We start from the raw sequence: 17267 nt of genomic DNA, 5'->3' as shown, positions 1-17267 counted from the left end.
ATCAGCCCGCGGCACGCGCCAGGAACGGCAGCAGAAGGTCGGCGAACCGCGTCGGGCATTCGATCTGCGGCATGTGGCCGACCCCGTTGAGCAGATGCACCTCGGCGTGCGGATACACCCGCATCGCCTCGTCGATGTGGCGGGCGGGCAGGATGCGGTCCTGCGAACCCCACATGATCAGCGTCGGCCGGGGTGTTCGCGCCACCGCAGCGGCGAGTTCGCGCCGCCATTGCGGCTTCACCCCGCGCGGTGTGCCTAGGGCGAGTGCGGTTTCCCGCAGAGCAGCACCAACCCCGGGTTGAGCCCCGATGGCCAGCGCGTGGTCGATGCGCTCCTTGGTGGCCACCGCCTTGTCGGCGTGGATGGCGCGCTCGAACGCCCGAGCACTCATCCGGGTAGGCCGGCGAGTGCCAAGCGCGCCGAGTCCCGGCACGGTGAGCATCCGTAGCAGCGGGGTGACCTCGCTGCCGAATCCGGCGCTGTTGATCAGCGCCAGGCTGGCGACCCGCTCGGGCTGTGTGGCCAGCAGCTGCTGGCTGATCGCCCCGCCGAGCGAGTTGCCGACGAGGTGGACCGGCCGGGTCTCGCCCATCGCGTCGAGGGTGGCGGCGACTCCACGCGCCAGGGTCGGCAATGTGATTGCCTCCCTGGGGCGTTCGGAGAAGCCGAAGCCGGGCACGTCGAGGGCGATGGTCCGGTACGTCTGCGCCAGCCGTTCGTACTGGGGCGCCCAGTCGTCCATGCTGCGTCCGATCCCGTGCACCAGCAGGACCGGTGGATTGTCCGGATCGCCGTCGACCCGAACGCGAGTACGTCGACCGTCAACATCGATGAACGCGGTGCGACTCACGCTGAGGCCAGCCCCGACACCGCCTTCACCGGAACCGCGGTGCTGAACCGCAGCGCCGGGTCGGCGACGGCACCCTTGCGTAGCCGGGCGTGGTCCGACCAGTAGTCCATCTCGACGGTCCACGGCCCGGTCGTGCCCTGCTGCGGGAACAGGTCCACCGCCCGCTGGACGTAGCCGGCGGAGAAGTCCAGCATCGGGCGCTTCTCGATCAGCGGGTTGTCGACGACGGGGACGACCGTGGTGTAGCCGTGCCGGTCCAGGTAACCCAGCATGCGGCAGAGGTGTTCGCACACCAGGCCGACCTTGAGGGTCCACGACGAATTGGTATAGCCGAAGGCGAACGCCAGGTTCGGGATGCCGGAGAGCATGAAGCTCTTGTAGACCAGCGACTGGTGCAGGTCCTTGACCTCGCCGTCGACCGCGATCTGGATGCCGCCGAGCGGAAGCAGCTTCAAACCGGTTGCGGTGACGATGATGTCGGCCTCGAGCGTCGTGCCCGACTCCAGCAGGATGCCGTTCTTGGTGAAGCGCACGATGCGGTCGGTGACCACCTCGGCCTTCCCCCGGCCGACCGACCGGAACAGGTCGGCGTCGGGCACCGCGCACAGGCGTTGATCCCACGGGTTGTACGAGGGCTTGAAGTGCGTATCGACGTCGTAGCCCTCAGGCAGCGCCTTGACGTTGATCGAGTGGATGATGCGTTTGGCCAGCTTGGGATGACGTTGGCACAGGTTGTAGATGAACCGTCCCTTGCCGATGTTGAAGCGGCGGGTCGCGGCGTAGGCAGCCTTGGCCGGCAACACCTTTCGCAACGTGTTGGCGATCGGATCCTTCCGCGGCAGCGGCATCACATAGGTCGGCGAACGCTGGAGCATGGTGATGTGTTCGACGTCGTCGGCCATCGCGGGAATCAACGTGACCGCGGTCGCGCCGCTGCCGATGACGACGACCTTCTTGCCCTTGTAGTCGAGGTCTTCCGGCCAGGCCTGCGGGTGGACGATCACCCCTTCGAAGTCCTCTTCGCCGTCGAATACCGGCCGGTGCCCGCCGGCGTAGTCGTAGTACCCGGTAGCGCCGAACAGCCAGTCGCACGTCACCTCGAACTGCTCACCGGCGCGTTCGAGGGTGACGGTCCACTGCGCGTCAGCGGAGTCGAAATCAGCTCGGATCACCTTGTGTTGCAGGTAGATCCGGCGTGCCAGATCGTCCTCGTCGATGACTTCGTGCAGGTAGTCGAGAATCTCGTGCGCGTCGGCGATCGCGTTGTCGGACGTCCACGGCTTGAACTCGTAACCGAACGTGTGCAGGTCGGAGTCCGAGCGGATGCCGGGATACCGGAACAGGTCCCAGGTGCCACCGATGGCCTCGCGGCTGTCGACGATCGCGAAGGTCTTACCGGGCTGGCCGGTCACCAGATAGTGCCCCATCCCGAGGCCGGAGATTCCGGCACCGACGATCAGGACGTCGACGTGGCCGCGCAGCGGCTGGGTCGGGCGGGCCTGGTTGAGCGAGTTCACGGTCATCGGGCATTCTCCGGTTCGAGCGTAGAAACTATAACGTGAATAGTGTTATAGTTTTGCCCACAGCTGTCAAGGCTTCCCAGGAGGTATGTGATGACCACGGCGTCGATCCCGCGTCGGGCCCCAGTTCAGGCCCGCAGCCGGCAGACCGTGGCCCGCATTCTCGATGCCGCGGCCGCCATCGCCGACGAGGACGGCGTGGACGCTGTCACCACCCGCTCGATCGCCGACCGCGCCGGGGTGTCCTATCCCTCGCTGTACCGGTTCTTCGCCGATCGCGACGCCATCCTCGACGAGCTGATGGAGCGGCACTGCGCCGAGATCGACGCCCAATGCGTGGCAGCCGAGCAGACCTGGACGATCACCTCGATCGCGCAACTGCTCAACAACGAGCTCGACCTGCACGTCGACTACTACCGCAAGCATCCCGGCGCAGCCGGGCTGTGGATGGGTGGGCGCACCTCACCGACTGTCACCAAACATGTGCACGCCCGGATGCAGACCCTGGCCGATCGGCTGCACGACATCCTGCTCGCCGCCGGGCTGATCCCCGTCGACACCGATCGGCGGGCCATGCTGGTGGCCGTCGAGATGGCCGACCGCATGCTGGAGCTGTCCTACCGGGACAACAACGACTTCGACGAGGCGATTCTGGGCATCGGCAAGGTGGGGCTGGTCGCGTTCGGCGAGGCCATGGCGTCCGGGTTGTCGGCCTGAGCGATCACGACACCGCCTATGGCGGCGCCATCGTCGAGTTCGGCGCACGCCAGTCGGTCGAGACGAACCGGTGGGCGATCAACCAGGCGTCACCGACCGGGGTGAAGACGTCGCGGTAGCGCCCATAGTGGTCCAGACCGACCTCGGTGAACACCGTGAAATACGACGAGACCTGCGCACGCTCTTGAGTCAGTTCGGTGAACCGGATGTTGGTCAGGGTGTGCCGGACGATCCGCTTGACCGCGGGCTTCGATGCGGTTCCCGCCGGAGCCCAAGCGACGCCACCGAGGAACTCCGCGATCGCGGCCCGGCCCGTCGCGGCAGCGGTGCCGCGGACCTCGAGTTCGCCGTCCGGGCAGAAAGATTGGGTCAACTCTTCGACACGCCCCGCGTCACCGGACCAGTTGTACAACGCGAGGGTGTCGCGAATTCGCTCACGCGCCACCAATTCCCACAGGTCCATCGCTACTCCCCATTCACCGGTGCTCGAAATGTTGATAGTCGATCGGGTCGTGCCAGTCGCCGACCCAGGTCCCCTCGGTGAACGCCCACCGGGCCACCGGCGCGCAGGACGGCGGCACGCGCCACCACAGCTGCTGCGCGCGCCGAAATTCCGCTGGTGCTACCCGGTCCTGCCCGCCGAACCTACGCAGCTACCTCAGGCGCAGGCTTGCGGCGGCGCGTCGCGCCCCACAGGCCGACACCGATGCCCACCACCGCACCGCCGAGTCCGATGATCTGCTGCCCGCGAGTCAGGTCGCTGTGCACGCTCGAGCCGCCCAGCAGGTCAGCCGCATCGGCTCCGCCGGAAGCCAGGAACCAGCCGCGGGTATTGCGGCCGCGAAGCCCCGCCGACAGCAGAAGTCCGCCGATCAGCGCGTCGCGGTAGCCCATCGACCGCAGCAACAGCCGCGCCGACGGGCCGGGGTCGTTCGGCTCGCCCCACAGTTTGTTGGCGCCCATCGGGTCCACGAGGAAATGCACACCCGAGGCCAGTCGGATCCCGCCCGCGACAACCGCGGCCTTGTCGATCGCCATGGTCGTCCTAGAGAGTCGCGTTGAGCGGGCCGAGGATCTGGCAGTCGGGTGCGACGTTCTGTCCGAGCCAGACCGGGCAGCCGCGGCCGGTCGCAATGTAGGTCGTACCGGGCTGGTACGGGACCGAGATCACGGCGGGATCCGAGCCGCGGGCCTGGGCGCAGTGCGTGACCCCGTCGGCGCCGAGCAGGCAGGCGACTGCCGAATACCCGCCACCGGCCGGGCCGCAGCCGGCCAGTTCGGCGGTGGCGGTGACCCCGCTGGGCCCGACCTCGGGCGGCGAGAGTGTGTACGTGCATGGTGGCAGTGGGCCGGCGTGCGCAACCGCACCTCCGGTCAGGCCGGCAAACACCAGCGCGACAGCCATCGACACCACATAGGTCGGCCGAATCATGGCCGAATACTAGATCACCGGGGGGTGCGTCGATGTATATTCCGCGGATCGCCAGTACTCCCCGACCTGCGCCGATCAACCATGGGACAATATGGGAATGCCTAGCTCAAAAACCCGCCTGCTGATTGCCGGCACCGTGGCCGCCGTGGGCACGGTGGGCGTGCTGACCACCGCGCAACCTGCCCATGCCGACAACATCGGCTATCTGATCAACGTCACCGTCCGGCCGGGTTACAACTTTCCCAATGCCGACGCCGCGCTGGCCTACGGCAATGGCGTCTGCGACCAGATCAACTCCGGGGTGAGCTACGGCCAGTTGGTCAACACCATCAAGGCCGACTTCAACACCAGCGACGAATTCCAGGCGTCGTATCTGATCAGCCAGTCCGCTCAGGAACTGTGCCCGGCCGCGATCTGGCAGCTCCGTCAGTCCGCGGGCGGCTACGTACCGTCCGCATAGGAAGGAAAGACGTTGCTAGGAAAAGCTATCCAAGCCGCGGGCGCGGTTGGCGCGACGACGCTGCTGGCAGTTGCCGGCGCACCGGTTGCACACGCTGACAACACCCGCCTCAACAACGGGGTGGTCGCCAACGTCTACACCGTCCAGCACCAGGCCGGGTGTTCCACGGACATCAAGAAGAATCCCGCCCTGACGCTGGCCGCGGAGTGGCACGCCAACGATGTCCTGGGCAACCGGGAGTTGGACGGCGATCTCGGATCCGACGGCTCCACCCCGCAGAGCCGTGCTGCCGCAGCCGGTTTCAACGGCAAGGTCGCCCAGACCGTGGCCATCAACCCGGCACTGGCGATCAACAACATGGACGTCATCAACCAGTGGTATTACGACCCCGCGGATTTCGCGATCATGTCCGACTGCGCGAACACCGCGATCGGTGTCTGGTCGGTGAACAGCCTCGACCGCTCGGTTCTGGTGGCGGTTTACGGCCAGCCGGCCTGATAACGATCGATTATGCGACCGCCCGCGTCGCAGCTGGCCCTATCATGTTGCGATGGCCAGGCGGACCTCTTCTTCACGGCATGCCGCCGCCGCTGCGACCGATGATGCCGGCGCCGAATCCAAGTCGGCACTGACTCGAGCCCGGATACTGGATTCCGCGGCGCACGTGTTGTCCAGCAAGGGATACGCGGGGCTGCGCCTCACCGATGTCGCCGCCAGCGCCGAACTGCAGGCGCCGGCAATCTATTACTACTTCCCCTCCCGCGACGAGCTCATCGAAGAAGTCATGTGGGCCGGCATCGCCAACATGCGCGAACACGTCATCGCGGCGCTGGATGCGTTGCCCGACGGAACCGCGCCCTTGGATCGCCTTCTGGCTGCGGCCGAAGCCCACCTGCGCCACGAGCTGGAGATCTCCGACTACACGACCGCCGCGATCCGCAACGCCGGCCAGGTTCCGCTGGAGATCCGCAAACGCCAGATCCGCGAGGAGGAACGCTACGGCGAGGTGTGGCGTGGTCTGCTCAATGATCTGTCTCGAGAAGGCGGTCTGCGCCGCGAGTTCGACCCCTACGTGGCTCAGATGCTGGTCCTCGGCGCGTTGAATTGGGCGGTCGAATGGTGGGATCCCCGTCGGGGCTCGATCGAGGCCGTCGTGGCCAACGCCCAATGCCTTATCCGGCATGGCCTTTCCACTGGGCCGACGCCTGGGCAATATCATTGAACGATGCCTAGAAAATCCGCGGCGAGTGCTTCTGCCGACTCCGAGGGCGAGTCGAAGTCTCAACGCACGCGCCAGCGCATTCTCGACGCCGCGGCGCACGTGCTCAGCGTCAAGGGCTTCGCCGGGACGCGCCTGTCCGACGTCGCCGAATACGCCGAGCTGCAGGCGCCGGCGATCTATTACTACTTCCCCTCCCGCGAGGACCTCATCGAAGAGGTGATGTTCTGCGGCATCAGCGATATGCGCCGGCACCTTCAGGAGACCCTCGACGCGTTGCCGGCCGGCACCCCGCCATTGGACCGGATCATGGCGGCGGTGGAAGCTCACCTGCGCCATGAGCTGGAGCTTTCGGACTATGCGACGGCCACGATTCGCAACTCAGGTCAGATTCCCGAGCACCTCCGCGCCCGGCAGCAGAAGGAAAGTGCGGCCTACGGGCGAATCTGGCAACGCCTGTTCGACGACGCAACGGCCGACGGCGAGATGCGCGCCGACCTCGATCCGAGGGTTGTGCGGGGTCTTGTTCTGGGCGCATTGAACTGGGCGGCGGAATGGTGGGACCCGAAACGCGGATCTCTCGACACCATTGTCGCCAACGCCCAGGCGATCGTGCGCAGTGGCATCAGCCCGACCGCCGGAAGCACCGCCCGGAGCAAGCGCTCCTCTCGCTAGCCGCTCCTCTGCACGTCGAGCGTGCGGATCATCGGTGAAGCCATTGACGATCGTCGACGGGACGTCGCACGCTGGGCAGCCGATTCCCGTGTTTTTTGATTCTATGTTAAATTAATCGGGTGACTGAGGCATTCATCATCGACGCTGTCCGCACCCCTGTCGGCAAGCGCAAGGGCGGGTTGGCCGGCGTGCACCCAGCCGACATGGCAGCACACGTGATCAAGACGCTCGTCGGGCGTCACGACATCGATCCGGCGGCCATCGACGACGTCATTCTCGGCTGCCTGGACAACATCGGCTCCCAGGCCGGCGACATCGCCCGCACGGCCGCTCTGGCCGCGGGTCTGCCCGAGTCCGTGCCCGGTGTGACGATCGACCGCCAGTGCGGATCCGCCCAGCAGGCAGTGCATTTCGCCGCTCAAGGCGTGATGAGCGGTACGGCCGATCTCATTGTCGCCGGCGGCGTGCAGAAGATGAGCCAGTACCCGATCCTCAGCGCCTTCGGCGCCGGGGAGCCGTTCGGATCGGTGGATCCCTGGACCGGTTGCCAGGGCTGGCTGGACCGCTACGGCGATCAGGAGATCTCCCAGTTCCGCGGCGCGGAACTGATCGCGCAACAGTGGAAGCTGTCGCGCGAGGATAACGAACGTTTCGCTTTCGCCAGCCACCAGCGTGCACTCGCCGCGATCGCCGAGGGCCGTTTCGAGCGGGAGATCACCCCGTACGCCGGCCTCAGCGTCGACGAGGGCCCCCGGGCCGACACCTCGCTGGAGAAGATGGCCGGCCTGCCCACGCTGGTTGAAGGCGGCGTGCTGACGGCCGCTGTGGCCAGCCAGATCTCCGACGGTGCAGCCGGACTGCTGATCGCCTCGCAGGCGGCCGTCGACCGCTTCGATCTGACTCCCCGGGCCCGGATTCACCACATGTCGGTGCGCGGTGCGGATCCGGTGATGATGCTCACCGCCCCCATCCCGGCGACCCAGCATGCCTTGAAGCGCACCGGAATGTCGATCGCCGACATCGACGCCGTCGAGATCAACGAGGCCTTCGCACCGGTGGTGCTGGCGTGGCTGGCCGAGACCGAGGCAGACCCCGATACCGTCAATCCCAATGGCGGCGCCATCGCACTGGGCCACCCGATCGGCTGCACCGGCGCACGACTGATGACGTCCCTGCTGCACGAGCTGGAGCGCACCGGCGGTCGCTACGGTCTGCAGACGATGTGTGAGGGCGGCGGACAGGCCAACGTCACCATCATCGAACGGCTCTGAGATGCAACGTTCGCTGTACGGCCCCGACCATGAGGCGTATCGAGAGACCGTGCGGGAGTTCTTGGCCCGTGAAGTCGTTCCACACCAACAGGACTGGGACGAGAATCGGTGGATCGATCGTTCGGTGTTCGCGCGTGCGGCCAAGGCCGGCATCTATGCGCTGCAGATCGGTGAGCAGTACGGCGGAGCAGGCGAACCCGACTACCGCTACCGCATGGTGGTGTGCGAGGAGATCGCCAGGGTCAACGCCCTGTCCTTCGGCGTGACGATCAGTCTGCAGGACGATCTCGTGCTGCACTACCTGCTCGATCTCACCAACGACGAGCAGAAGCAGCGTTGGCTGCCCGGGTTCGTCGCCGGTGAGGTCGTCGGCGCGCTGGCGATGACCGAGCCCGGTGCGGGCAGCGACCTGCGCGGCATCCGTACCACCGCCCAACGCGACGGCGATCACTGGATCCTCAACGGCCAGAAGACCTTCATCTCGAGCGGAATCATGGCCGACGTCGTCGTCGTGGCCGCCCGCACCGACAGCACCGGCGGCTCCCGCGATCTCAGCCTGTTCGTGGTCGAACGTGACACGCCCGGCTTCGAACGCGGACGCAAGCTCGACAAGATCGGCCTGCCCGGACAGGACACCGCGGAGCTGTTCTTCCACGACGCGGTCGTCCCGGCGGCCAACCTGCTCGGCGAGCCCGGTCGCGGCCTGCAGTACCTGATGAGTCATCTGCCGCGCGAGCGCCTCGGGGTGACCGCGGAGGCGATCGCCACCACACGCGCGATCTTCGAGCTGACCGTGGACTACTGCCAATCCCGCCAGGCGTTCGGCGGCCCGCTGACCGACAAGCAGCATGTGCGCTTCGAACTGGCCGAGATGGGTACCGAGATCGACATCGTGCAGGCCTACGTCGACACTTCGGTGCTGGCCTACAACGCAGGCGAGTTGACACCGGTGGATGCCGCCAAGGGCAAGTGGTATGTCAGCGAGCTGCAGAAGCGCGTGATCGACCGCTGCCTGCAGTTGCACGGCGGCTATGGCTACATGACCGAATATCCGGTCGCGCGAGCGTATCTGGACACCCGGGTCAAGACGATCTACGGCGGAACCACCGAGATCATGAAGGAAATCATCGGCCGCGAGATCGCCGGCTCTACGCGCTGACCACTTTCACCGCTCGGCGCATGGTGGCGAACATGATGAAGAACCAGGCCACGAAGACCGCCACCGGGATCCAGAACGCCAGGACCCCGTTCCAGGCCATCGGCCCGGTCTTGAAGAACGGGATCGCGCACGCCGGAATCAGGAGCAGGCCTACCCAGAGGTTGGCGTAGCCGACCCAACGCGCGAACAGTGGTCGCGGCGAGGTGTCCTGCAGGATTGCCACACCAACGGCGAAGTACTGGAAGGTGAACGGCGCGACCGGCGAGAACGTCATGATGAAGCCGAGGTCATGCAGCGGCTGGAGCACCTGCGGCGGGAGGTCGGGGCGGTAGGCGACCGCGGACAGGATCACAAAGTTCAGTGTGAAGAACACCGTCCCGAAGGTACCGAGGGCCGTCTGCGCGGTGGCCAGCACCGAATGCTCGGACTGACTGCGGCGCAACAGAATTCCGACCGCAACTGTGAACGGGACATACATGCTCCCACCCCAGATGCACAGAACCATGCCGGCGCGCTTGAGGTTACTGTGATCCGACCACAGCTCGGTGAGGCCCCCGCCGGTGATCGTCGGCGACGGTGGCGGCAGGAATCCGGCGAAAATCATCCACCCGAGCAGGACCAACACGATGCCGATTGGCCCGGTCCAGACCAGCAGCATGAGGTTGCGGGTGGGGGTCATCACTGTCTCCGGGCCACGGCCACCAATTCTGCTGGGTCGCAGTACTTCACCCGCGGACGCCCACTGTCGGCGGCTCGGTCGCGCTCGGCGGCGTCGATCGCCCGCCAGCCTAGCCAGTCGACGACGGGAACGTTCCGCTCGGCCAATAGCGCGTCCACGTCACTATTCGGGCCGACCTGTCGCGCGAGCCGGCCGGCGGTGAAATCCTCGAACAACGCGTTGACCGTCTCGTGCGCACACCCGCGGTTGGTGCCGATGACCCCACGGGGCCCGCGTTTGATCCAGCCGGTGACGTACACGCCGGTCACCGCCTGCCCGTCGGCCACCACCCGGCCACCCGCGTTGGGTACCACCCCACGGGAGGGGTCGAAGGGCAGGTCCGCAACCGGGGTCCCGCGGTAGCCGATCGACCGCAGCACGAGGGTGGTGTCGATGGTCTCCTCGCGCTCCCCCTCCCGCACACGCAGGCCCTGCACGCGCTTCGTCCCGATGAGCTCGACGGGCGTGGTGGAGAACCGGAAGACCAGTCGCTTGTTTCCGAACGTGGCGGGCCTGTCGCGGTACTCGGCGGCCAGGTCGTATTTGAGCGCAGCCTCGAAGTCGTCGTCGGGACGATGACCGAGTTCGCCTTCGACGGCGACGTCGACGCCGTCGAGTTCACCGAGCGCCAGGAACTCACCGACCGAGAACGCCGCGTCGGCGGCCCCGCGACGAGCGAGGATGACGACCTCTTCGATGGATCCAGCAGCCAAGCGGCGTAACGCGTGATCGGCGATATCGGTGTGTGCGAGGGTATCCGGTGTCATGAGCAAGACGCGGGCCACGTCGAGCGCCACGTTGCCGTTGCCGACGATCACCACGCGAGGTGAGTCGAGGTCCACGTCGTCGTCGGCGTGGTCGGGATGGCCGTTGTACCACGCCACGATGTCGGCGGCGGCGTGATGACCCCGCAGTTGCTCGCCCGGGATGCCCAGACTGCTGCTGGCTGTGGCGCCGACGGCGTAGATAACGGCGTGGTGGTGGGCCAAGAGCTCGTCGTGGCTGATGTCGGGGCCGACCGCGACATTGAAGTAGCACCCTGCACCCGGTCCACCCAGCGCCGGTTCGAAGATGCCGACGACGTCTTTGGTGCGCTGGTGGTCCGGAGCCACGCCAGACCTGATGAGCCCGAACGGTGTAGGCAGTCGCTCAAAGACATTCACCTCGACGCCGTCGTTCTCCAACAGCTCGGCAGCGGCGTAGCAGGCCGCCGGGCCAGATCCGACGATCGCGACCCGCAGTGCACCGGACTCGACGGCCGGCCGGATCGCCACGGGCGGCGCTGCACGGGTCTCCAGTGGCCGCCGGTCGAAGAACTCGGCGTTGATGTCCCGAAACTTCGTCTGCCCCTCGGGCAGGTCGTCCTCGTAGTAGATGGCACCGACGGGGCACACCTGCAGACAGGCCCCGCAGTCCACGCATGCGGCGGGATCGATGTACAGCATCTGGTTGCCCACACCCGAGGGATCCGGCACCGGCCGTATGCAGTCGACGGGACACGCCGGCACGCAACTGGCGTCGGTGCAGCAGTTCTGGGTGATCACGAATGCCACGACATACTCCTGGGTGGTGGTGCGCGAAACGGGGTCGATCAGTTCTCGATCGACAAGGCTCCGGTCGGACAGTTCGAAACCGCCTCCTCGGCAGCGCTCCGCTCGGATTCGGGTGGATCGGGGTCGATCACGTGCGACTGGCCGTCGTCGCCGATCTCGAAGATCGCCGGGGCGGTCAGCTCGCACAATCCGATTCCCGAACACTTGGTCCGGTCGACGTGCACCCGCATCAGAACAACTTCCTCATGAGCTTGAGCGCGCGATTGCTGTACGGCGGGTAGACGATCGACGGATCCGGCCGGCTCGGTTTGGCGAGCACCGCGCGCCGGTGCGACAGCGCCTCGAACCCCCACTTGCCGTGGTAGGCACCCATTCCGCTGGCTCCGACACCGCCGAAAGGCAGCTGGGGAACGAGGCAGTGCATCATCGCATGATTGACCACAGCCCCACCCGATGGCGTGCGGTCAATGATGTCACGCGCCGCCCCCGAGTCCTTGGTGAACACATACAGCGCCAATGGCTTCGGCCGCGAGTTGACGAATTCGACAGCGGTGTCGACGGATTCGACACGCATGACCGGCAGGATGGGACCGAATATCTCGTCGGCCATCACGGGGTCGCCGGGCGACGGATCGACGATGACGGTGGGCTCGATGCGCAGCCCGGTACGGTCGGACCCGCCGCCGGCGACCACGGTGCCGCTGGTGGTCTCGATCAGCGTTGTGAGCCGGTCGAATTGCCGTTCGTTGACGATGGGTAGCGACGGCGCATTGCGGAACTCCGCGATGTTGGCGACGATCTTGGCCACCAGTTCGTCGGCGATGGTTGCATCGGCGAGAACATAGTCCGGGGCGATGCAGGTTTGTCCGGAGTTGATCAGCTTGGTGTACGCCAGCCGTCGGGCGGTGACGTCCACATCGGCATCCCCGGCGACGATGGCCGGGCTCTTGCCACCCAACTCGAGGGTGACCGGGGTGAGGGTCGAGGCGGCCGCGGTCATGATCTTGCGGCCGATCTCGGTACCACCGGTGAAGAACGCGTGGTCGAATCCCGAGGCCAACAGATCCTGGGTGGTCTGGGCGTCGCCCTCCACGACTCGGATCGCTTCTGGATCAAGGTATTGCGGCACCAGACGCGCAACCAGCGCAGAGGTCGCCGGAGCGAGTTCGGACGGCTTGATGACAACGCCGTTGCCTGCCGCAACCGCGGCGACGACGGGACCCATCAGCAGGTAGAACGGATAGTTCCACGGTCCGATCACCAGCACCACGCCCAGCGGGTCGTACTGGATCCAGCCGCGGCCCGGCAGCTGCGCTATCGGCAACGAAACCCGCTGGCGGGTCATCCATTTCCGCAGGTGCTTGCGCGCGAACGCCGCTTCGGCTTTCGTCGACGCGACGTCACCCAGCCACGCTTCCACCGGGGTGCGGCCGAGGTCGGCCGCCAGCGCCTCGGCGATGTCGGCTTCACGTTCGTCGCACAGCCGCTCGATGCCCTGCAATTGCCTCAGCCGCCAGTCCAGCGAGCGGGTGCGCCCGGCAGCAAAGACACGGCGGACATCCGTGAGAACCTGACCGGTGGTGCGCGGTGCGACCTCGTGAATCATCAAGGCCGTACTCAGATTTCGGGCGCAGGAACGACGCCGGAGGCGACCGCCCCGCTGATTCCGCCATCAACGGCGATCGCCTGCCCGTTGACCCAACGCGCGGCATCGGAGGCCAGGAACAGCACCACCTCGGCGATGTCACCGGGCTGCGCGTGTCGGCCGAGCAGCTCTTCGAGCCCGTCGAGGGTGTCCTTGCCCATGGACTCCTCGAAGTCCACCAGGATCGGGGTGTGCACCGGACCGGGCAGGACGGCGTTGATCCGGAAGCCCATCTGCGCCATGGCCAGACCCATCGACAGCGTGTAGACGGTGGTGACTTCCTTGGAGAAGTTGTACGCATTGCCCTGCTGCGGGTTGGCCTTGAACCAGGCGGCGCCCTCCTCGAAGGTGTCGGTGGCCAGCAGGTCGCGGATCGGCCCCAGACGCTCGGGCCAGCCGAATCCGGCGGTCGAGGACACGATCGTCACCGAACCGCCGGGCGCCAGCCGTTCGAAGAACGCTTCGGTGAGATGGCGCACCGCAAGCGAATTGACGGCGAATACCAGCTCTCCGGCCGCGGTGCCCGGAATGCCTGCGACGTTCATCAATCCGTCGTACTCGCCGTGCAGCTGTTCCAGGGCGGCGTCGATGCTGCGCGGGTTGGCCAGGTCCACCTCGATGTGGGTGTGCACGGCTGCGGTCGGGGTGTTGCGGTCCAGGCTCGTCACCTCGGCGCCGAGCGCCAGCAGTTGTTCGGCGACGGCGTGGCCGATCCCGGAGGCGGCGCCGGTGACGACGTAGCGTCGCCCGGAAAAGTCAGCCATGTCGGTGTCTCCTAGTCGAGGGTGTAGGGCAGATGCTTGACGGCGGTGATGAAGTTTCCGGTCAGGTATTCCGGTTCACCGACCCGCAGATTCGGTGCGCGCACGATCAACTCGCGGAAGATCGACTCCAGCTGCATCTTCGCCATGAAGGCACCCATGCAGTAGTGCGGCCCGCCCCCGCCGTATCCGACGTGCGGATTGGGCGTGCGGGTGATGTCGAACTCGTAGGGATTGGTGAACACCCGCTCGTCGCGGTTGGCCGACGAATACGCCATCGTCACCCAGTCGCCTTTGCGGATGTGTTGACCGTGCAGCTCGGTGTCCTGGGTCGCGGTGCGCCGGAACGTCATGACCGGGGTGGTCCACCGGACGAACTCCTCCATTGCAGTCTTGATGTGACCATCGAAGTCCCTCTGCAGCAACGCTTTCTGCTCGGGGAACCGGTCCAGCGCGATGGTGGTGAAGGTGGTGGTGGTCTTGGTGGTGTCGTTGCCGGCCACCGACAGCAGCACGAAGTACGGGCCGAGTTCGTCGTCGGTGAGCTTCCTGCCGTCCACCTCGGCCTGCACCAACGACGTCATCAGGTCGTTCTCGGGCTTCTCCCGCCGGGCCTGGGCCAGGCCGATGCCGATCTCGAGCAACCCGACCATCGAATCGGTGAGCACCTCGGCCGGTTCGCGTCCCGCCGCGACGGCGGGGTCGGCCCAGGCCACCATGCCCTCGGCCAGCTGCGCTGCCTCGTCACGCTGCTCTTCAGGGAGCCCGAGCATGTCGTAGATCGTCCACATCGGCAGTCGCTTGGAGACCTGCTCGACGAAGTCGCCCTCTTTCGTGGTGAGCAGGTCGTCGACGATCGTTTTGGCCTGGTGCTCGATCTGGTCCTTGATCTTGGTGACCTGACGCGGGGTGAAGACGGAGCTGACGAGCCTGCGCAGGCTCGAGTGCTTCGCACCGTCCATGCCGAGGAACGACTGGATGGCGTCCAGCATCTCTTCGGGAACCGCTTCGAAGGTGATGCCCTGCCCGGAGCAGAAGATCTCGGGATTCTTGCTGACGTAGCAGACGTCCTCGTGCCGGGTGACCACCCAGACACCGTCGATCTCGGGCTCCATCATGGAGCCCTCGATCGGGCGGTGCCAGCTGACCGGACGTTCGTCGCGCAGGATCTTGAACGATTTCTCCCGATCGTCGAAACTCTGCGCCCAGAACTCCAGCGACGAAATGCTCACCGGGTCATACGGCGGCCGTGTGGTGTCGGTCGACGGCGCGGTGTCGGGTTGGACGGTCATGCTGATGCCTCCACGTAGCGGGCTTTCAAAATTCTCTTCACGAGTTTTCCTGTCTCCGAGCGCGGTAGCTGGTCGACAAAGTCGACCGAGCGTGGCGCCTTGAAGTGCGCGAGGCGATCCCGTACATAGCCGATGATCTCGGCGGCCAGCTCGTCGGACGGGCTGATCCCGTCGCGCAGCTGGACGACGGCCTTGACCTGTTCACCCATCTCGGCGTCGGGTACCCCGATCACCGCGGCGTCGAAGATCTTGGGGTGCAACGCCAGAACATTCTCGACCTCTTGCGGATAGATGTTCACGCCGCCGGAGATGATCATGAAGGACTTGCGATCGGTCAGATACAGGTAGCCGTCCTCGTCGAGGTAGCCCATATCCCCCACCGTGGCCCAGTTCTCGTGTGCCGGATGCCGCGACCCCGCGGTCTTCTCCGGGTCGTTGTGGTAACTGAACGAGGGTTGATCGCGTTCGAAGTAGACCAGTCCGACCTCGCCGGAGGGCAATTCGTGGCCGTCGTCGTCGCAGATGTGCGCGACCCCGAGCACTGCCCTGCCCACCGATCCCCGCTTGTTCTGCCATTCGGCACTCGACATCACGGTCGTGCCGTGGCTCTCGGTGGCTCCGTAGTACTCGGTGAAAATCGGTCCCCACCAACCGATCATCGCGTCCTTGACCTCGGGCGGGCAGGGCGCTCCGGCGTGGACGGCCAGCCGCAGCGAGGAGACGTCGTAACCCAACCGCCGTTCCTCGGGGAGCTGCAGCAGGCGCACGAACATGGTGGGGACCATCTGGGTGACGGTGACTCGGTAGCGCTCGATGGCGGCCAGTGCCGCGGCGGGGTCGAACTTCTCCATCATGACCACCGTGCCACCGATGGCGTGTACCGCGGCCGACCACTTCAGCGGCGCCGCATGGTAAATCGGCGCCGGCGAGAGGTAGACGTCGGCGCTGGTGACAGCGAAGACGTGCTGGAGCATCAAGGCGATCAGATCGGCGCCCGGCTCGTCGATGGCCACCGCGGGCAGGGCCAGTTTGATCCCCTTGGGATGACCCGTCGTGCCCGACGAGTACAGCATCTCCGCCCCGCGCGGCTGCTCCTCCAGTGAGATCCGATCTGCCGATTCGTAGAGCTCACGGTAAGAGTCGAAACCACTGATCGCGCCGCCAAATGCATAGCGGTGCTGCAGGTCCGGGACCTCGGCGGCGGCGCTGCGGGCCAGCGTGTCGAGGGCTGCCGAGGCGAACAGCACTTGTGCGCCACTGTCGGCCAGGATGTGAGCCACCTCCGGGGCCGTAAGGTGCCGATTGACCGGGGTGATGTAGAGCCCCGATCGCAAAGCCGCCCAGTAGGTCTCGAATACCTCGGTGGTGTTGTCACTGAGCACGGCGATCACGTCGCCTGGTCGTAGTCCCAGCTCACGCAACGCCGACGCCAGCCGGGCCGAGCGCTCATCAAGTTCGCCATAGCTCAACGTGCGGCCGGTGCCGGCCATGATGACCGCGGGCCGGCTGGGGTCGGTGGCTGCGTGGGTTCCCGGATACATGGCGCTAGACGATCAGGTCGGTGCGGCCGTCGCCTTGGAGCCGAGCGATATAGGTCGGATAGAGCTTCTTGCCCAGCGGCGCAAGCTTGAGCAGGCTCGCCACATTGCCCTCGACCGTGATCTTCTTCTTGGCCATGGCCAGCGGCAGGTTCACTTTGCCCTGCCAGTAGGCGTTTCCGGTGTCGGCGGTCATGAACATGGTGGCCATCGGCGCGGTGCCGCCCGCCACACCCTCACGGGTCGTCTTGTTGGCCATGTCGATCACGACGACAGCCTTTGGGTCGGTGAAGTCGAACGCGACCACCAGACCGGTCGCTTCGAGCTTCGGACCGATCTCAGGGTCTTCGAATGCGGCCTCGAAGATGCCGCCGATGTACTTCGCTACCTCGGCAGAGTCGGTGAACCCCATCGTTCTCCTTAATTTATTTTCGATTCAAAACTGTACCTCAAAGAG

At 66.0% G+C, this 17267-nt stretch carries 20 protein-coding genes; 7 read left to right on the top strand and 13 right to left on the bottom strand.

The features are described from left to right. Position 1: 1 nt before the first annotated feature. Positions 2-850, bottom strand: coding sequence for an alpha/beta fold hydrolase (locus HPC46_RS06530; RefSeq protein WP_179468021.1), 849 nt, complete (start codon positions 848-850; stop codon positions 2-4). Beyond that, positions 847-2373, bottom strand: a complete 1527-nt coding sequence (locus tag HPC46_RS06525; protein ID WP_325096583.1) for a flavin-containing monooxygenase — start codon at positions 2371-2373, stop codon at positions 847-849. Before HPC46_RS06525 ends, HPC46_RS06530 begins: the two co-directional genes overlap by 4 nt. 90 nt (positions 2374-2463) lie before the next feature. Between HPC46_RS06525 and HPC46_RS06520 the strand changes: the two genes are divergently transcribed. Further along, positions 2464-3087 (top strand): TetR/AcrR family transcriptional regulator, encoded by a 624-nt coding sequence (locus HPC46_RS06520; protein ID WP_005141503.1) that lies wholly within the window; start codon positions 2464-2466, stop codon positions 3085-3087. A 16-nt stretch (positions 3088-3103) separates the two neighbouring features. Here the strand turns inward: HPC46_RS06520 and HPC46_RS06515 are convergent, their stop codons facing one another. The 3 genes from HPC46_RS06515 to HPC46_RS06505 all read right to left on the bottom strand — a co-directional run bounded on the left by HPC46_RS06515 (position 3104) and on the right by HPC46_RS06505 (position 4519). Beyond that, entirely contained in the window at positions 3104-3550 is a 447-nt protein-coding gene (locus HPC46_RS06515; protein ID WP_179468019.1) for a nuclear transport factor 2 family protein, read from the bottom strand. A 182-nt stretch (positions 3551-3732) separates the two neighbouring features. Then, complete coding sequence (locus tag HPC46_RS06510) at positions 3733-4125, bottom strand: DUF4267 domain-containing protein (RefSeq protein WP_179468017.1); 393 nt, start codon at positions 4123-4125, stop codon at positions 3733-3735. Between the two features lie 7 nt (positions 4126-4132). Then, on the bottom strand, positions 4133-4519 hold the full coding sequence (locus HPC46_RS06505) for a hypothetical protein (RefSeq protein ID WP_179468015.1): 387 nt from the start codon (positions 4517-4519) through the stop codon (positions 4133-4135). Between the two features lie 97 nt (positions 4520-4616). On the opposite strand from HPC46_RS06505, the gene HPC46_RS06500 reads away from it, so the two are divergent. From HPC46_RS06500 to HPC46_RS06475, 6 genes are all read left to right on the top strand, one after another. Further along, positions 4617-4979, top strand: a complete 363-nt coding sequence (locus tag HPC46_RS06500) for a DUF732 domain-containing protein (RefSeq protein ID WP_179468013.1) — start codon at positions 4617-4619, stop codon at positions 4977-4979. Between the two features lie 12 nt (positions 4980-4991). After that, a complete protein-coding gene (locus HPC46_RS06495; protein WP_179468011.1) occupies positions 4992-5477 on the top strand; it encodes a CAP domain-containing protein in 486 nt (161 codons plus the stop codon). A 52-nt stretch (positions 5478-5529) separates the two neighbouring features. Then, positions 5530-6201 (top strand): TetR/AcrR family transcriptional regulator, encoded by a 672-nt coding sequence (locus tag HPC46_RS06490; protein ID WP_179468009.1) that lies wholly within the window; start codon positions 5530-5532, stop codon positions 6199-6201. A 3-nt stretch (positions 6202-6204) separates the two neighbouring features. Continuing rightward, positions 6205-6873: a TetR/AcrR family transcriptional regulator gene (locus tag HPC46_RS06485; RefSeq protein WP_218893801.1), complete on the top strand. Its 669-nt coding sequence runs from the start codon at positions 6205-6207 to the stop codon at positions 6871-6873. A gap of 119 nt (positions 6874-6992) precedes the next feature. Next, entirely contained in the window at positions 6993-8144 is a 1152-nt protein-coding gene (locus HPC46_RS06480; RefSeq protein ID WP_179468007.1) for an acetyl-CoA C-acetyltransferase, read from the top strand. 1 nt (position 8145) lies between these two features. Then, entirely contained in the window at positions 8146-9303 is a 1158-nt protein-coding gene (locus HPC46_RS06475; RefSeq protein WP_179468005.1) for an acyl-CoA dehydrogenase family protein, read from the top strand. On the opposite strand, the gene HPC46_RS06470 is transcribed toward HPC46_RS06475, so the two are convergent. Genes HPC46_RS06470 through HPC46_RS06435 form a run of 8 tightly spaced genes read right to left on the bottom strand, consistent with a single transcriptional unit; the run spans position 9293 to position 17222 of the window. Continuing rightward, entirely contained in the window at positions 9293-9982 is a 690-nt protein-coding gene (locus tag HPC46_RS06470) for a hypothetical protein (protein ID WP_179468003.1), read from the bottom strand. The genes HPC46_RS06475 and HPC46_RS06470 overlap by 11 nt on opposite strands. Next, positions 9982-11574 carry a 4Fe-4S binding protein gene (locus HPC46_RS06465; RefSeq protein WP_179468001.1) on the bottom strand — a complete coding sequence of 531 codons (1593 nt, stop codon included), beginning with the start codon at positions 11572-11574 and terminating at the stop codon, positions 9982-9984. Before HPC46_RS06465 ends, HPC46_RS06470 begins: the two co-directional genes overlap by 1 nt. Before the next feature lie 38 nt (positions 11575-11612). Then, on the bottom strand, positions 11613-11804 hold the full coding sequence (locus HPC46_RS06460) for a ferredoxin (protein WP_179467999.1): 192 nt from the start codon (positions 11802-11804) through the stop codon (positions 11613-11615). Continuing rightward, a complete protein-coding gene (locus HPC46_RS06455) occupies positions 11804-13180 on the bottom strand; it encodes an aldehyde dehydrogenase family protein (RefSeq protein ID WP_179467997.1) in 1377 nt (458 codons plus the stop codon). The genes HPC46_RS06460 and HPC46_RS06455 overlap by 1 nt, the downstream gene beginning before the upstream one ends. An 11-nt stretch (positions 13181-13191) precedes the next feature. Beyond that, complete coding sequence (locus HPC46_RS06450) at positions 13192-13983, bottom strand: coniferyl-alcohol dehydrogenase (RefSeq protein WP_179467995.1); 792 nt, start codon at positions 13981-13983, stop codon at positions 13192-13194. An 11-nt stretch (positions 13984-13994) separates the two neighbouring features. Further along, complete coding sequence (locus HPC46_RS06445) at positions 13995-15272, bottom strand: cytochrome P450 (RefSeq protein ID WP_179467993.1); 1278 nt, start codon at positions 15270-15272, stop codon at positions 13995-13997. Further along, a complete protein-coding gene (locus tag HPC46_RS06440) occupies positions 15269-16813 on the bottom strand; it encodes an acyl-CoA synthetase (protein ID WP_179467991.1) in 1545 nt (514 codons plus the stop codon). Before HPC46_RS06440 ends, HPC46_RS06445 begins: the two co-directional genes overlap by 4 nt. Positions 16814-16817: 4 nt before the next feature. Beyond that, positions 16818-17222, bottom strand: coding sequence for an SCP2 sterol-binding domain-containing protein (locus HPC46_RS06435; protein ID WP_179467989.1), 405 nt, complete (start codon positions 17220-17222; stop codon positions 16818-16820). Positions 17223-17267: the final 45 nt, after the last annotated feature.

Source organism: Mycolicibacterium vinylchloridicum, from assembly GCF_013404075.1.
In the GTDB taxonomy this organism is placed as follows: domain Bacteria; phylum Actinomycetota; class Actinomycetes; order Mycobacteriales; family Mycobacteriaceae; genus Mycobacterium; species Mycobacterium vinylchloridicum.
The sequence above is the reverse complement of the archived record's forward strand: the minus strand, read 5'-3'. Positions and strand labels throughout refer to the sequence as shown.

Bases quoted from the DNA above. Each gene is read 5' to 3' on its own strand.
- HPC46_RS06525 (WP_325096583.1), bottom strand. From the start codon at position 2,373: ATGACCGTGAACTCGCTCAACCAGGCCCGCCCGACCCAGCCGCTGCGC.
- HPC46_RS06455 (WP_179467997.1), bottom strand. From the start codon at position 13,180: ATGATTCACGAGGTCGCACCGCGCACCACCGGTCAGGTTCTCACGGAT.
- HPC46_RS06500 (WP_179468013.1), top strand. From the start codon at position 4,617: ATGCCTAGCTCAAAAACCCGCCTGCTGATTGCCGGCACCGTGGCCGCC.
- HPC46_RS06460 (WP_179467999.1), bottom strand. From the start codon at position 11,804: ATGCGGGTGCACGTCGACCGGACCAAGTGTTCGGGAATCGGATTGTGC.
- HPC46_RS06475 (WP_179468005.1), top strand. From the start codon at position 8,146: ATGCAACGTTCGCTGTACGGCCCCGACCATGAGGCGTATCGAGAGACC.
- HPC46_RS06450 (WP_179467995.1), bottom strand. From the start codon at position 13,983: ATGGCTGACTTTTCCGGGCGACGCTACGTCGTCACCGGCGCCGCCTCC.
- HPC46_RS06435 (WP_179467989.1), bottom strand. From the start codon at position 17,222: ATGGGGTTCACCGACTCTGCCGAGGTAGCGAAGTACATCGGCGGCATC.
- HPC46_RS06520 (WP_005141503.1), top strand. From the start codon at position 2,464: ATGACCACGGCGTCGATCCCGCGTCGGGCCCCAGTTCAGGCCCGCAGC.
- HPC46_RS06510 (WP_179468017.1), bottom strand. From the start codon at position 4,125: ATGGCGATCGACAAGGCCGCGGTTGTCGCGGGCGGGATCCGACTGGCC.
- HPC46_RS06490 (WP_179468009.1), top strand. From the start codon at position 5,530: ATGGCCAGGCGGACCTCTTCTTCACGGCATGCCGCCGCCGCTGCGACC.
- HPC46_RS06485 (WP_218893801.1), top strand. From the start codon at position 6,205: ATGCCTAGAAAATCCGCGGCGAGTGCTTCTGCCGACTCCGAGGGCGAG.
- HPC46_RS06445 (WP_179467993.1), bottom strand. From the start codon at position 15,272: ATGACCGTCCAACCCGACACCGCGCCGTCGACCGACACCACACGGCCG.
- HPC46_RS06505 (WP_179468015.1), bottom strand. From the start codon at position 4,519: ATGATTCGGCCGACCTATGTGGTGTCGATGGCTGTCGCGCTGGTGTTT.
- HPC46_RS06440 (WP_179467991.1), bottom strand. From the start codon at position 16,813: ATGTATCCGGGAACCCACGCAGCCACCGACCCCAGCCGGCCCGCGGTC.
- HPC46_RS06515 (WP_179468019.1), bottom strand. From the start codon at position 3,550: ATGGACCTGTGGGAATTGGTGGCGCGTGAGCGAATTCGCGACACCCTC.
- HPC46_RS06470 (WP_179468003.1), bottom strand. From the start codon at position 9,982: ATGACCCCCACCCGCAACCTCATGCTGCTGGTCTGGACCGGGCCAATC.